Below are 13,583 nucleotides of genomic sequence, written 5' to 3' on the forward strand. Positions count from 1 at the left end.
TCGATTACGCTCCTTTTCCAGTGTTGTGCACAGCGTTATGGGTCGTGTGACGTCGGAGCAGCCGATAACCAAATGCAGGCAGTTCCATCGCAAGCATCCTCGCTTTCGCAATCAGCACCTCGCCTGACCACACATCCACCCAATGCTCATCAGCATTCGTATCCTTTACCGAAACGGACAATGCTGCGGCTTGCTCGGATACATTCATCGCTACGATAAAATGCTCGCTGTCATCCCATCGCTCATAAGCGATTTTGTGATCTCCCGCTTCCGCATGCAAAAACCGATATCCACCATAACGAAGTGCTGAATATTGCTTGCGCATAACGATCATTTGTTGATAGAACTCAAATAATTGGCTGTCTTGACGATCCTCATCCCAAATCATGCAGCGCCGATTATCTGGGTCATCTCCCCCGCTCATCCCAATCTCATCACCATAATAAATACACGGCGCACCGTAATACGTGAATTGAAACAATACGGCCTGCTTTAGCTGTTCCGTATTGCCTTGACACAGAGTCAGCATTCGCGCTGTATCATGACTCCCTAGCAACTGGAAGGACGCCTCCACTACTTGCAGCGGATAAGCAACCATTTGGGCGCTTACGGTATCAGCAAATTCCTTGCCATCGATTCGACGAGCAGCAAAAAACTGAATAGCGCTATAACGAACAGGGTAATCCATCACCGCATCCAGCTGGTCCCCTTGCAACCAAGCCATCGCATCATGCATCATTTCACCAACCAAATACACATCCGGCTTAATCGCTTTTACCGAATCTCGAAACGTTCTCCAAAACCGATGATCAATTTCGTTCGCAACATCGAGCCTGAATCCGTCAATATCACATGTTTTTAGCCAAAACACTGCTATATTAACTAAATATTCAATTAATTCTGAATTTGACGTGTTGAACTTTGGTAAGTTAGCTTCGTAACCGAACGTTTCATACGCTGGTGTGTCGCTCTGCTTATTCCATTCATCCCTCCATATAAACCAGTCCGCATAAGGCGATAGTCGATTATTTTTCATCACATCGACAAATGGCGGAAACGTATGTCCACTGTGATTGAACACAATATCAAGCAGCACTCGAATGCCTCGTTGATGGCACTCATCCACCAGCTTTTTTAACAATTCATTATCGCCAAACTGACGATCTACGTTATAATAATCTGCTGTATCATACTTATGATTCGTCTCCGCCTGGAACAATGGAGTAAAGTAAATACATGTAATGCCAAGCTTCGTCAAGTAATCTAACCGATCAAGAACACCTTGCAAATCACCGCCGAAAAAATTAAGTTTCGTAGATGTCGCTTCCCATTGCTCGGTCTGCACTGGATCGTTAGCATGATCACCATTAGCAAATCGATCAGGGAAAATTTGATACAATACAGCATCCTTCACCCAATCCGGTGGAGTGATCCTGTCCCTCTCATGTGCATAGGGGTATTCAAAATTACCAAAATCATATTCTGCCGCATATTCCTTGCACCAACGCTCCGCATAATACAGCGATTGATCTCCTGCATGCAGCAGAAACCGGTAGCTAAGCCTGCCGAATATTGGCTGTACTTGTACTTCCCAATAATCATAAAGTGCATCAGACAGCAGCTTGTACATATCAGCCTTTTGTTCTGTCTTGTACCAGTTATACTTGTCCCCATAACAGACCTGAACACTTTCGACATCATTTTTCATCGTCCGCAGCCTTAAATAAACGACATTTTGTTCATAAATAAACGCCCAATTTTGCTTGTGTCTATGGTACAGCGCCTCTACGTTCAATCCGTTCACCTCTTTCTTGAAACAAAAAAAAAGCACAACCTCGACTTAGCCGAGGTTGTACTTTTCAGTAGCATTGCCTGCATTTGAGATTGAGTATAGCATCAAAAAATTGTAAATTCAATATGTTATTACTAAAAAAAAATCCACACGGGCTATTGACAATCAACGCATTTCACTCATAAAATATTAGGCATAACCACGAAATTTTCCAAAAATAAGGGCTATGCCTTTTTGAACCGTTATGCGGTTTAAGAACAACCCCGGATCTCTTTTTTTAAGAGAACGCTCCGGGGTTGTTTTTGTTTTGGGAACAAAATCAAATAAGGGGGGGAATAATAACGGCTCCAAGCAACATCCATCAAAATTGTAAGCGAATACAAAAAAGAAAGGTGTGTTCTTAGTGGCTCAAAAAATTTCGAGACCCGTCATTTATTTACTATTTGCTCTATTGCTATCACTTGCCCTGCTTACGCCTATCGGCAGTAAATCTATTGTTGAGTCAGCACCAGCTACATCTGTTCAAAACAAACAAAACTTCTCTACGGATGTCATTTATCAGATCGTAACCGACCGTTTCTCTGACGGCAACGCAGCTAACAATCCGACAGGAAACGCTTTCTCTGCAGGATGTACCAACTTGCGCGTCTATTGCGGCGGAGACTGGGCTGGTATCGTAAACAAAATTAACGACAACTATTTTACCGATATGGGTATTACAGCACTTTGGATTTCACAGCCGGTTGAAAATATTTTTTCTGTTATCACAAACTCTGGTGTTCACAATACTCCATATCATGGATATTGGGCACGCGATTTTAAAAAGACGAATCCTGCTTTTGGCAGCATGACGGATTTTCAAAATCTGATCAATGCAGCGCATGCCAAAAACATCAAAATCGTCATCGATTTTGCACCAAATCATACCTCGCCTGCATCAGAAGATGATCCATCGTTTGCCGATAACGGCAGGCTTTACAATAATGGAACATTAGTTGCAGGCTACACAGGCGATACTAACGGCATCTTCCATCACAATTTAGGAACAAACTTCTCGTCCACAGAAGATGGCATTTACCGCAATTTGTACGATCTTGCCGATATTAGCCATAACAGCAACACAATCGATACTTACTTTAAAGATTCCATTAAGCTTTGGCTGGATATGGGCATTGACGGCATTCGTGTTGATGCAGTAAAACATATGCCTTTCGGCTGGCAGAAGAGCTGGATGTCTTATATTCATAATTACAAGCCTGTATTTACTTTCGGGGAATGGTTCCTTGGAACTAACGAAATTAGCCAAGAGAATTACAGCTTCGCTAATAATTCTGGCATGAGCTTGCTGGACTTTGAGTTCGGTCAGAAGGTACGTCAAGTGTTCCGCGACAATACAGCAAATATGTATAATTTGGACACTATGATCTCTGGCACTGCGTCTGCTTATACGCAAGTAGCCGATCAAGTTACTTTTATCGACAATCATGATTTAGACCGCTTCCAAGTAACAGGTGCATCCGGCCGCAAGCTGGAACAAGCGCTTGCATTCACTCTAACTTCACGCGGCGTTCCTGGTATCTACTACGGTACAGAACAATATTTGACAGGCAATGGCGATCCTAACAATCGCGGCATGATGAATTCCTTCAGCAAAACAACAACGGCATACAATGTCATTAAGAAGCTAGCGCCGCTTCGCAAATCGAACCCAGCAATGGCTTATGGTTCGACGCAGCAGCGCTGGATCAGCAACGATGTATATGTTTATGAGCGCAAATTCGGCAACAATGTTGCTGTGGTTGCTATTAACCGTGGCGGCTCAAGTGCTTCCATCAACGGATTGCTTACTTCTTTGGCAGCAGGTACGTATGCCGATGTTCTTGGCGGAACGCTGAACGGCAACAGCATAACAGCTGCAAGCGGTGGTGCAGTTAATACCTTCTCACTTGCTGCAGGCGCAGTTGGTGTATGGCAATACACAGCAGCATCTGCTGCTCAAATCGGAAACTTCGGTCCAGAAATGGGCAAAGCAGGAAACACTGTGACAATCGACGGAACAGGCTTTGGCGCAACAAAAGGAACAGTATTCTTCGGAACAACTGCTGTAACTGGCGCTAATATCACTTCATGGGAAGATACACAAATTAAAGTTATCGTTCCAAGCGTAGCAGCGGGCAAATACAATGTGATGATTCGTACAGCAGCGTCTGTAGACAGCAATGCTGTTGCTAGCTACAACGTGCTTACAGGCACTCAGGTAACCGTTCGTTTCGTAGTAAACAACGCTACAACTGTCCCTGGCGAAGCCATTTATCTTGCTGGAAATGTAGCAGAACTTGGCGGATGGGATACGAATAAAGCGATTGGCCCTATGTACAATCAAGTCATCTATTCTTACCCAACTTGGTACTTTGATGTGAGTGTACCAGCAAATACGACTTTAGAATTCAAGTACTTCAAGAAAAACGGTTCGACAGTCACTTTCCAAGGCGGAGCGAATAAGACATTCGTTACTCCAGCAAGCGGAGTTGCTACAGTTACAATTGGATGGTAATAGCTTAACATCCTAATCAACTAGAGCCGCAACAAAAATCCCGCAGGACTCATCTATTCGAGATGATGTTCCTTGCGGGATTATTTTTTTAATGATTAGGCTCAGAGAACCATCTTTTTATAAAGCTCCGACCATTCATATATGCTTACCGAATCTGGAAAGTCATCTCGATCAGCGCAAACAGACAGCTTGAAATGGGGATCAATTTGATATTGCTGAAAGCTAAAAGCTTGGTCTTCAACATTTTGATTAACCGCATAACGTCCTGCTAATTCATCCCACCGAATCACAAACGAATCAAAAGGGATTGACAGACCTTTGCCAACTGCCTTTATGAAGCTTTCCTTTAATGTCCAAAGGTCGTAAAAGTATGACAGCCCTCCCTCTTCTCCTTTTGCAACTAAATCAGCGTATTCTTCTGGGGCAAAAAATCGTTTGGCTACGTCGTTCTCAATTGGGCGAACTTCTTCAATATCTATTCCGACTAGCCCTCCGTTCCCTACAATGGCAGCAACCCACGTTCCTGAATGAGAAAGATTGAAAGAAAAGCTCTGATCCAAAGCCAAGGTTGGCTTGCCATACGGATTGTATACAAAGGTTATCTCTTGATTCTCCACACGGTACTTCTCCATAATGATTGAACGAATTAATAGATCAGCCAACAACGCTCTATATGCATCAGCTTTCTGCTTAAACCGACTAATCCGCAGCTTTTTGTCCTCCGAAACAGCATTCAATAGCTTTGCAAACAGCTCAGGATCTATTTGGTCAGGAACTTGCAGTGCGTATACCTCTAACATGTTTACTCCTTTATTACACGTAGTACTGTGCCTGTGCTTCCCACATTTCGCGTTATTTTCCGCACTTCATCGTCAATAGCTCTCGATGAGAGCCGTATTCAACAATTTTCCCGTGATCAAAAACAGCAATTTTGTCGTAAAACTTACATGATGATAGCCTGTGTGAAATGTATACTGCCGTTTTCCCGTCAATCATTTCATTGAACTTCAAATAAATGTCATGCTCGGCGTAAGGGTCAAGTGCGGACGTAGGCTCATCTAATATGACGAGATTAGATTCCCGGCACATGGCTCTCGCAATCGCCAGTTTTTGGCTTTGACCACCAGAAAACTCAGTTCCATTCTCATCAAAAATTTTGTAAATCGCCGTATTCATGCCTTGTGCCAATTCATCCACTTTACTTGATAGTCCTGACTTTCTTAACACCTCTAATAATACCTCATCAGACACCTGTTCGGCGTTCTCAAAGGCGATATTCTCCTTCAGCGTAAAGGCAAAAAGCTTAAAGTCCTGAAACACGACCGCTAATACCTTCATGTAGTCATCATCACTAGCGTTGCATTTGTTCTCAGAATCTTCATAAGATTCTGTAGATAATCATACGCTATTTTCTTCATTTGCTAAATGGCTTGCACCGATTTGTACAAAAACGTTCACAACCGCCGTGGCGGACGCCCAGCAGGATAAATACACGAAAAAGCTGACGACTACCGCCTATCTCAAGCTGTTTCTGCTTGCACAACTGCAAAACCGCGAAGGCTTGCGTTACATTAATGGGCCGAGTTCCGCAAGACGAAGGCGGGCATCAAAATCCACATGCGACTGGCTTATCTGGACGCGGACGAGGTCATTCCGGAGAAAGCCACGGTTACCGTAGCGAAGAAAAATGATCGCACGCAAATGGAGGAACTTGTCCATGAGCCTGGTGTAACCTACATTTTTAATCGTGGCTACATCGACTACGCCGTATTTGACCGCTACTGCCGGGACGAGATTTTCTTCGTAACCCGCCTGAAGAGCAATACGCACATCGAGCCTCTGGAGGAGATGGAAGTGCCCGCAGGCAGCTTGTTATCGGCCGATTGCCTCGTCCGAATCGGCTCCCAGCAGAAGAAGATGAAGCATGCCCTGCGAATGGTTCAGACCGAAGACTCGCAAGGGAACCTGCTCTTTCTGGTAACCAACCGCTTCGACTCCTGAGTTGTGATGAATGGGTGATGATCACCTGCGATCGAAACGAACGCCTCTTCATTTCCATCTGAGCCAACCAGCACTGCAATAGGAAAACGGCTCACATATTCCGGTGCAAAAGACCCCACTGAGAAGCTTTTCTCCATCCGATTACTGAGCCACTCATCCGATATGGCTTGAAGACGATTCAGGAATGAATCTGAATAAGGCGGTTCTTTCCGACCGAACGATACACGATTAATACCTCATGCTCAGTATCCCAGAACATTCTTTATCCCCGAGATAATATAAATGAGTGTGTGAATTGTGACCGCATGTTTTAAGCAGATGAAAAAGACGTTTTTCAGAAATGCTATCAATCACGAGAAAATCCTCCAGTCATGTAATAGCTAAGCTGTCATTAGTATCGAATTATGATTATTAAAATATTTATCGGCGCTTTCTTACTATATAAGTTGAACTAATAATTGTATAGTTTTTTTCAGGTCCTATTAAGCATGTTGACAAAATAGCGTCGCTCCTGCGAGATGAAAGACGAATCTATCCCTCTATCACATAGAAGTGACATACATATCACATATTTACGTTAGATGTGTGATGATAAATGTATCATATGTAATTAAAACTTACATAACTTGTTCGGAAAACTAAATATAATCCTTGACTTTTCTGAAAATTCGAATAGAATTAGATCTAAAGTAACAGTTAAACGCGTCATATTCAAATTTTATGTTACATAACCTAACGTATACTGTGTTGAATGACAAAGATGTCATTCAGACCTTAGGGCACTAGAGCCCTGCAGAATCTGATCGTTTCTTATGCTATTCATTTGTGTGTGCAAGGACCTTTTTTACTATGACACGATGATGTGTCCCTTGGGCAAAGCCGCCTATCTCACAGCAGTATCAAGATGATGAAAACCGATTTCTTCGGATGCATCTTGTTGCGTGCATTTTGTGAGATAGGCGTTTTATTTCTAGATAAAGTCTTTATTTAACGGAGGGGTTTTATTGGGAACAAGGCAAATGAAATCATTAGTTTTATGCATGTTCAAAAATAATGTTAACAAGAGGGAGGGAATCCGATGAAAGATTCGATGTCGAGACGAGAATTTTTGAAAAAGTCGACCCTTGCAGGCGCTGCAGCATTGATCTTGCCGAGTACACTCCTTGCGGCATGCAGCAGCAACAGCAGCAGCAGCAGCAGCAGTAACGACGGGGCCGCAACGAAGAAAAATAAAATCAAAATCGGCTTTATCCCTCTGACAGATTGCGCTTCGGTCGTCATGGCCAAAGAACTCGGCCTCTTTGAGAAGTACGGCGTGGATGTGGATGTCACCAAGGAAGCTTCATGGGCCGCGGTACGTGACAAATTAATTTCCGGCGACCTGAATGCGGCGCACTGCCTCTTCGGAATGCCGTTCTCCGTATACACAGGGGTCGGCGGCGCTGCCGGCACCGAGCTGCCAATCGCTATGGTACTTAATGCGAATGGGCAGGCCATTACACTCGCCAATAAGTTCAGTCAAGCCGGCTTTCGGGACTTGAAGGCGGCCAAATCCGCCATCGAAAAGATAATGGCAGGGCGCGAGACGACTTTCGCCATGACCTTCCCCGGGGGAACGCATGATTTATGGCTTCGCTACTGGTTGGGTGCGGCCGGAGTCGATCAGACCAAGCTGAAGATCATCACGATCCCGCCGCCGCAGATGGTGGCCAACATGAAGGTGGGCAACATGGACGGTTACTCGGTGGGTGAGCCTTGGAACGGAGTCGGTGTCCGCGAGAATATAGGATTCACCCACATCTCCTCTCAGGATATCTGGAAGGATCACCCCGAAAAGGCTCTCGTTCTCAACAAGGCTTGGAGTTCCCAAACCGAAGAGGTGAAGGCCGTCATGAAGGCTGTCCTGGAGGCATCGAAATGGCTCGACAATTTGGATAACCGCAAAGAGGCTGCCAAGGTGATCGGCCATCAGGCCTACGTCAACGCTCCGGCAGAAACGATCGAGAATCGCCTGCTCGGCAAGTACGATCTCGGCGCCGGCTTGGGCGAACATGTCTACACGGATGACTACATGCTCTTTCACAAGGACGGCAGCGTGAACTTGCCGCGCAAGTCCCATGCCATGTTCTTTATGGCCCAGTATGTACGGTTCGGATTTCTGGATCAACACCCGGAGTACGAGAAGATTGCCGACAAGCTGATCATGAAGGACCTGTACCGCGAAGTCGCAGGCGAAATGGGGATCTCCCTTCCCGACGACGATATGAAGCCGTTCCAACTCAAATTGGATGGCGCTGCGTTTGACCCAAGCGATCCGGTTGGATCGCTAAAACAATACGGAGGTTGATCTGATGAGTGAGCAAATGGAACAGAGTGTCAATCGCACGGTGTTATCGGCGAGGCGCCTCGCTCTGCCCTCCCACTGGATGAACGGCCTGATGAACGTTTTGCGCAAATCCGGTTACTTGGTCGGGAGCATGGCGCTCCTCATTCTGTTGTGGGAGGTGGCGAGTCGGCTCTCGGGCCAAGTTCTTCCTGGTCCTGTTATTACATTAGGTATCTTCTGGGAACTCATATCTAATCCGTTTTATAATTATGGACCGAATGATAAAGGGATTGCGCTCCAGTTTACAGCTTCGTTGCAGCGGGTGTTCGCCGGATTTCTATTGGGCGCGATCGTCGCGGTGCCGCTTGGGATCGTTATGGGTGCGGTGCCGTTCTGCAGGAAGCTCTTCGATCCGATCGTCCAAGTGCTGAGACCGGTGTCGCCGCTCGCCTGGTTTCCCATTGGATTGGCAGCATTTCAGTCGGTCGGACCGGCCACGATCTTTATTATCTTCATCACTTCGCTCTGGCCGACGGTCGTGAATACAGCATTTGGAGTTTCGTCGATCCCGAAGGACCACCGAAACGTCGCTGCCGTCTTCCGTTTTTCGAAATGGAAGTACCTGACGAAGGTGCTGTTTCCCTACACGCTTCCCCATATCCTCACGGGCCTGCGGCTGAGCCTTGGAATCGCCTGGATGGTCATCGTCGCTGCAGAAATGCTTTCAGGCGGAACCGGCATCGGTTTCTTCGTCTGGGATAGCTGGAACGCTCTCAGCGTGGAACGGGTCATCGCTGCGATTGTGCTCATCGGTTTAGTAGGTCTCCTTTTGGACCGAGTCTTTTATTACATTGAGCAACGATTCAAATATGGAGGGTGATGGCATGTCCTATTTGGAAATTGAGAATATGAGTAAAGTGTATTCAACCAAGAAGGGCGATTTCCAGGTACTGCAAAATATCAACTTATCTATCGAAAGAGGCGAGTTTGTCTCCTTGATCGGACACTCGGGATGCGGTAAATCGACAATTCTCAATATCGTCGCCGGATTGGAGAAGGCAACGACCGGTCAGGTTATCCTTGACGGGGCGCCTGTTACCGGTCCAGGCCCCGACCGGGGCGTCGTCTTTCAGAACTACTCTCTCTTGCCATGGTTCTCGGTATGGGAAAACGTCTACGAGGTGGTTGACGCTGTCTTCCGGGATCGTTCAAAGGATGAAAAGAAGGCGATCGTCGAGCGTTATCTCACCGTGGTCGGATTGTGGAATCATCGGCATAAGCGCCCTGACGAGATATCCGGCGGAATGAAGCAGCGCGCGGCCATTGCACGTGCTTTCGCGGTTGGCCCGCAGGTGCTACTGCTCGACGAGCCCTTTGGCGCGCTGGACGCACTTACAAGGGCAACCCTTCAGGATGAGCTTGTTACCCTGATGAAGCCGACGGAAGACAGCAGCGTAGATGGCGGTCCGAACAGCGGTACGGATACCGTCATCATGGTGACCCACGATATTGATGAAGCGATCTTTTTATCCGACCGTATCGTGGTGATGACCAACGGTCCTTCGGCAACAATAGAGACGATCATTAACGTCCCGATTAAACGTCCGCGTGTTCGGCGCGACGTACTCCACGATCCCGTTTATAACGAGTTGAAAGAGGAGCTGCTTGAGTATCTTCACGGCAGCCCGGTCATTAGCAGGTGAGGATATCACATTTTGAGGGGGAAACACTATGATTGGGAACATCGGGATTCCAGGACTGATTATAATACTCATTATTGCGTTGGTCATCTTTGGTCCGCGCAAGCTGCCTGAGATTGGCAGTGCTTTCGGAAGAACATTATCGGAGTTTAAAAAAGGAGCGCGTGAGATTACCCAGAGTCTTGAAGAAAAGGAAACAGAAGGACAGACGTCTAACTTAGTTGTAGTGTCCAAGAAAGCGGATGGTACAAAGAGTTGAGGGAGTGACATATGATGAATCAGAAGAAGTCATTGCCACTGGTTGAGCACCTTGAAGAACTTCGTAAACGTATTATCATTAGCGGCGTTGGCTTTCTTGTATTCTTTCTCCTTTCTTTTTTGTTCGTGAAGGATATTTATCAATATCTTATAAAGGATATCGACCAACAATTAACGATTCTCAGTCCGGGCGATGTGATCTGGGTAAATATGGCAATTTCCGCTATTTCTGCGCTGGCGTTGACGATTCCATTACTCTCCTATCAATTGTGGGGATTCATGGCACCGGCGATGACGGAGGATGAAAAAAAAGCTACGCTTGCGTTTATTCCCGGTTTGTTCTTCTTATTTATCATCGGGTTGTGTTTTAGTTTCTTCATCATCTTTCCAATGGTCATGTCTTTTTTGACGGGGCTCGCAGAAAGCCAGTTTCAAACCATGTATACCGTGACCGGATATTTTACTTTCTTGTTTAGACTAACGGTTCCCATAGCTGTCGTATTTGAACTTCCGGCAGTTGTCATGTTTTTGACGCGCCTTGGACTGCTTAACCCGCAGCAGTTAAGAAAATCGCGGAAATATGCGTACTTTATACTTATCGTTTTATCGGTTGTATTGTCGCCTCCCGATTTTTTGTCCGATGTGCTCATCATGTTGCCAATGTTATTGCTGTATGAAATCAGTATCCTGTTATCTGCATGGGTAAAACGTAAGCAAACCAAATTGAGTCTAACTCAAAGTTAAGAAACAAAATACGGTGGTATTCACAGTGCTGTTAATGCTGTCTTGGGCAATGGGGCCTTGTATAACCTTTTGATCAAGCTGATAGACAAAACGTTTTTTGTCTGGCTTAAAAAGGTTTGCAAGGTTTTTTGCATTGCGGTTGTGAAGCGAACACTATGGGGGAATATTGGATGAAGCTGTTCCGGTCTTTTACAAGTCGCTGGATGGAAGAGCATTTGGCGAAAATGGCAGTTGGCGACTTTAGTATGAATCTGTTATCCAACGGCAGAGATCATTTGTTAATGGTTGCGCTCAAAAAAACGATAAGCAGTTTAAAGGCTTTGATTCGTTTGGTGGATCGATCATCCAAACATTTGGACAAAAAAATGGTAGATATGAGGTCTAAATCCGAACTGATTACCGAGCATGTGGAAGGAGTCACATCCACAATCCGGGAAATTGCGGTCGGCATGCAGGATACATCAGAGTATGCCCAGAAGATGGCGGATGACATGGCTCAAATTCACGTTGTTCTAAAGGATGCAGGCGAAAATAATGCCTCGTTGGTTCAGGTGTCGCTGGGCTTTTCGGAAGAAGTCGCTGCCGGCAAACAAGAAATGATATCCACGAAGGAGCAAATGAACCGGATATCTAATGAAAGCGCGGGAATTCATGAAGGGATGAACGAATTAAATAAAGCGCTCGGTCAAATTACAGATATTGTCCGGCTGATTGAGGAAATCTCGGGCCAAACGCAACTGCTCGCTTTGAATGCGAATATTGAAGCGGCGCGAGCAGGCGAACAGGGAAAAGGCTTCGCAGTTGTTGCCAGCGAAATTTCGAAGCTGGCGATTCAGACGAAACAGGCTACCCTGAGCATTAATGAGCAGATCCAGTGGGTAACGGGCAACGCTCAAGGTTTAAAAGCAGGAATCGACAGCATGCAAGAGGCAGTGGGCGTAGGCGTACAGACGATGGAGGCGTCCGTAAACAAATATGAGGAAATGGAAACGTTCCTCGGCCGCATTCTGATCCAAATGAAGGAAGTGGATGGCCGGTTTGGGGTCATTACGGAAAGCAGCTTCTCCATCGCCGATTCCCTCAATCAAACGTCAGCTATGATCGAGGAGGTTGCTGCGGGGTGTGAAGAAGTACTCGCTTCGACCGAAATTCAGCAGGATAATATTTTGCAAATAAACGAGGATATTCGGGAAGCCACGCGCAGCAGCCTGTCGCTGCGTTCGATCGTATCTCAGTTTAAGCTTCCTTCCCGAAGCGAGTCCCATCCTCTGCAGAAGGAATTGGACCGATGGGTGGAATGTTCTTTGGGTATTCGATCCGTCATGGTGTCTATGATTGACTCGCGGGACGCTGAGCAAATTCGCTACTGGCATCGGGAAAAAGCAGCGATGGAGAGTGAGCTGGCAGCATGCTTTCAGCATCTCGGGGAGAAATCGACCGACAAGAGTAATAAGGCATATTATGACTCTTTGAGAAGCGCATGGCAGGAATTCAGCGTGGTGAAAGATCAAAATGCCAAATGGATGCTGGAAGCCGAGTATGATAAAGCCAAGCAGGGTCTAATCAATAAAGGCAGAGAACGTTTCAAGCGGGCATTGGATATCGCCAATGAATGGATGGAGACTGACGGGGATGAATAACTACTTGTTTTCCTTGTTTCAAAGAGATTTGGTAAAGAAAGAAAAAGAATTTTTAAAAGTGATTAAGCAGTTGTCCGATACCAAGCTTGATTTGGATGATCAGGTGATCGCAAATCAACAGCTGGTGGTGGGTTTTGTAGAAGCGTTAAATAACGCTTTAGAAGTAAAGGATCCATACACCCTGGGTCATTCCCGGCGCGTTAGCGAAATGTCCTGGGAAATTGCCAAGAGTATGGGCTTATCCTCATCCAAGTGCGAGCAAGTGCGCTTGGCTGCTCTTTTTCACGATATCGGGAAAATCGGCATCCAAGACTCTATTTTACTCAAAAGCGGTCCTTTGACCAGCGAGGAATTTATGGAAATCAAACGGCATCCCGTCGTTTCATTCAATATTCTTAAGCCCGTCGACCCGTTCAATAAGTTATTGGGCGGGGTCTAAGGTGGTGGAGCAATTTTATCATCTCAGTCGAGGAGACTCCCTCTTCAACATAGTAAGGGGGAGATGAATCGATTTCTTTTTGGTTTATGAATGCGAACATATGTGCTATAATTTGGGTGAGGGGGTGAT

At 45.9% G+C, this 13,583-nt stretch carries 13 protein-coding genes and 1 pseudogene; 10 read left to right on the plus strand and 4 right to left on the minus strand.

What is annotated here, in order from left to right:
- Positions 1-4 precede the first annotated feature (4 nt).
- A complete protein-coding gene (locus L1N85_RS22950) occupies positions 5-1,795 on the minus strand; it encodes an alpha-glycosidase (RefSeq protein ID WP_235241379.1) in 1,791 nt (596 codons plus the stop codon).
- Between the two features lie 400 nt (positions 1,796-2,195).
- Between L1N85_RS22950 and L1N85_RS22955 the strand changes: the two genes are divergently transcribed.
- The gene (locus tag L1N85_RS22955) at positions 2,196-4,346 is read left to right on the plus strand and encodes an alpha-amylase family glycosyl hydrolase (protein ID WP_407946549.1); all 2,151 of its coding nucleotides are present in this window, start codon (positions 2,196-2,198) and stop codon (positions 4,344-4,346) included.
- 101 nt (positions 4,347-4,447) lie between these two features.
- Here L1N85_RS22955 and L1N85_RS22960 read toward each other — a convergent pair whose 3' ends face one another.
- Together L1N85_RS22960 and L1N85_RS22965 are read right to left on the minus strand one after the other, a co-directional pair.
- Positions 4,448-5,146 (minus strand): 4'-phosphopantetheinyl transferase family protein, encoded by a 699-nt coding sequence (locus L1N85_RS22960; RefSeq protein WP_235241380.1) that lies wholly within the window; start codon positions 5,144-5,146, stop codon positions 4,448-4,450.
- Positions 5,147-5,198: 52 nt separating this feature from the next.
- Positions 5,199-5,684: an ATP-binding cassette domain-containing protein gene (locus L1N85_RS22965; protein ID WP_235241381.1), complete on the minus strand. Its 486-nt coding sequence runs from the start codon at positions 5,682-5,684 to the stop codon at positions 5,199-5,201.
- Positions 5,685-5,772: 88 nt separating this feature from the next.
- On the opposite strand from L1N85_RS22965, the pseudogene L1N85_RS28055 reads away from it, so the two are divergent.
- Positions 5,773-6,024, plus strand: a pseudogene (locus tag L1N85_RS28055) (DUF4372 domain-containing protein); the annotation flags it as partial.
- Positions 5,952-6,347, plus strand: a complete 396-nt coding sequence (locus L1N85_RS22970) for a transposase (RefSeq protein WP_328285269.1) — start codon at positions 5,952-5,954, stop codon at positions 6,345-6,347. The pseudogene L1N85_RS28055 and the gene L1N85_RS22970, both read left to right, overlap by 73 nt.
- Here L1N85_RS22970 and L1N85_RS28060 read toward each other — a convergent pair.
- A complete protein-coding gene (locus L1N85_RS28060; protein WP_407946550.1) occupies positions 6,287-6,580 on the minus strand; it encodes a phosphatidylglycerol lysyltransferase domain-containing protein in 294 nt (97 codons plus the stop codon). The two genes, L1N85_RS22970 and L1N85_RS28060, sit on opposite strands and share 61 nt — an antisense overlap.
- An 857-nt stretch (positions 6,581-7,437) precedes the next feature.
- Here L1N85_RS28060 and L1N85_RS22975 point away from each other — a divergent pair.
- From L1N85_RS22975 to L1N85_RS23005, 7 genes are all read left to right on the plus strand, one after another.
- Entirely contained in the window at positions 7,438-8,694 is a 1,257-nt protein-coding gene (locus L1N85_RS22975) for a CmpA/NrtA family ABC transporter substrate-binding protein (protein WP_268818438.1), read from the plus strand.
- A 4-nt stretch (positions 8,695-8,698) separates the two neighbouring features.
- Positions 8,699-9,553 (plus strand): nitrate ABC transporter permease, encoded by an 855-nt coding sequence (gene ntrB / locus L1N85_RS22980; protein ID WP_235241384.1) that lies wholly within the window; start codon positions 8,699-8,701, stop codon positions 9,551-9,553.
- 4 nt (positions 9,554-9,557) lie between these two features.
- Positions 9,558-10,376, plus strand: a complete 819-nt coding sequence (locus tag L1N85_RS22985; RefSeq protein WP_235241385.1) for an ABC transporter ATP-binding protein — start codon at positions 9,558-9,560, stop codon at positions 10,374-10,376.
- A 28-nt stretch (positions 10,377-10,404) separates the two neighbouring features.
- Positions 10,405-10,632: a twin-arginine translocase TatA/TatE family subunit gene (gene tatA, locus L1N85_RS22990; RefSeq protein ID WP_235241386.1), complete on the plus strand. Its 228-nt coding sequence runs from the start codon at positions 10,405-10,407 to the stop codon at positions 10,630-10,632.
- Positions 10,633-10,646: 14 nt separating this feature from the next.
- Entirely contained in the window at positions 10,647-11,375 is a 729-nt protein-coding gene (tatC, locus tag L1N85_RS22995; RefSeq protein ID WP_407946551.1) for a twin-arginine translocase subunit TatC, read from the plus strand.
- Positions 11,376-11,545: 170 nt separating this feature from the next.
- Positions 11,546-13,015 (plus strand): methyl-accepting chemotaxis protein, encoded by a 1,470-nt coding sequence (locus L1N85_RS23000; protein ID WP_235241388.1) that lies wholly within the window; start codon positions 11,546-11,548, stop codon positions 13,013-13,015.
- On the plus strand, positions 13,008-13,454 hold the full coding sequence (locus tag L1N85_RS23005; RefSeq protein ID WP_235241389.1) for an HD-GYP domain-containing protein: 447 nt from the start codon (positions 13,008-13,010) through the stop codon (positions 13,452-13,454). The genes L1N85_RS23000 and L1N85_RS23005 overlap by 8 nt, the downstream gene beginning before the upstream one ends.
- Positions 13,455-13,583 lie beyond the last annotated feature (129 nt).

The sequence above is a fragment of the Paenibacillus alkaliterrae genome, assembly GCF_021532375.1.
Classification (GTDB): domain Bacteria; phylum Bacillota; class Bacilli; order Paenibacillales; family Paenibacillaceae; genus Pristimantibacillus; species Pristimantibacillus alkaliterrae.

What these genes read in the sequence shown, in the direction of transcription:
- L1N85_RS23005 (WP_235241389.1), top strand. Translation starts at nt 13,008, where the DNA reads ATGAATAACTACTTGTTTTCCTTGTTTCAAAGAGATTTGGTAAAGAAA.
- L1N85_RS22965 (WP_235241381.1), bottom strand. Translation starts at nt 5,684, where the DNA reads ATGAAGGTATTAGCGGTCGTGTTTCAGGACTTTAAGCTTTTTGCCTTT.
- tatA (WP_235241386.1), top strand. Translation starts at nt 10,405, where the DNA reads ATGATTGGGAACATCGGGATTCCAGGACTGATTATAATACTCATTATT.
- tatC (WP_407946551.1), top strand. Translation starts at nt 10,647, where the DNA reads ATGAATCAGAAGAAGTCATTGCCACTGGTTGAGCACCTTGAAGAACTT.
- L1N85_RS22975 (WP_268818438.1), top strand. Translation starts at nt 7,438, where the DNA reads ATGTCGAGACGAGAATTTTTGAAAAAGTCGACCCTTGCAGGCGCTGCA.
- L1N85_RS22985 (WP_235241385.1), top strand. Translation starts at nt 9,558, where the DNA reads ATGTCCTATTTGGAAATTGAGAATATGAGTAAAGTGTATTCAACCAAG.
- L1N85_RS22960 (WP_235241380.1), bottom strand. Translation starts at nt 5,146, where the DNA reads ATGTTAGAGGTATACGCACTGCAAGTTCCTGACCAAATAGATCCTGAG.
- ntrB (WP_235241384.1), top strand. Translation starts at nt 8,699, where the DNA reads ATGAGTGAGCAAATGGAACAGAGTGTCAATCGCACGGTGTTATCGGCG.
- L1N85_RS23000 (WP_235241388.1), top strand. Translation starts at nt 11,546, where the DNA reads ATGAAGCTGTTCCGGTCTTTTACAAGTCGCTGGATGGAAGAGCATTTG.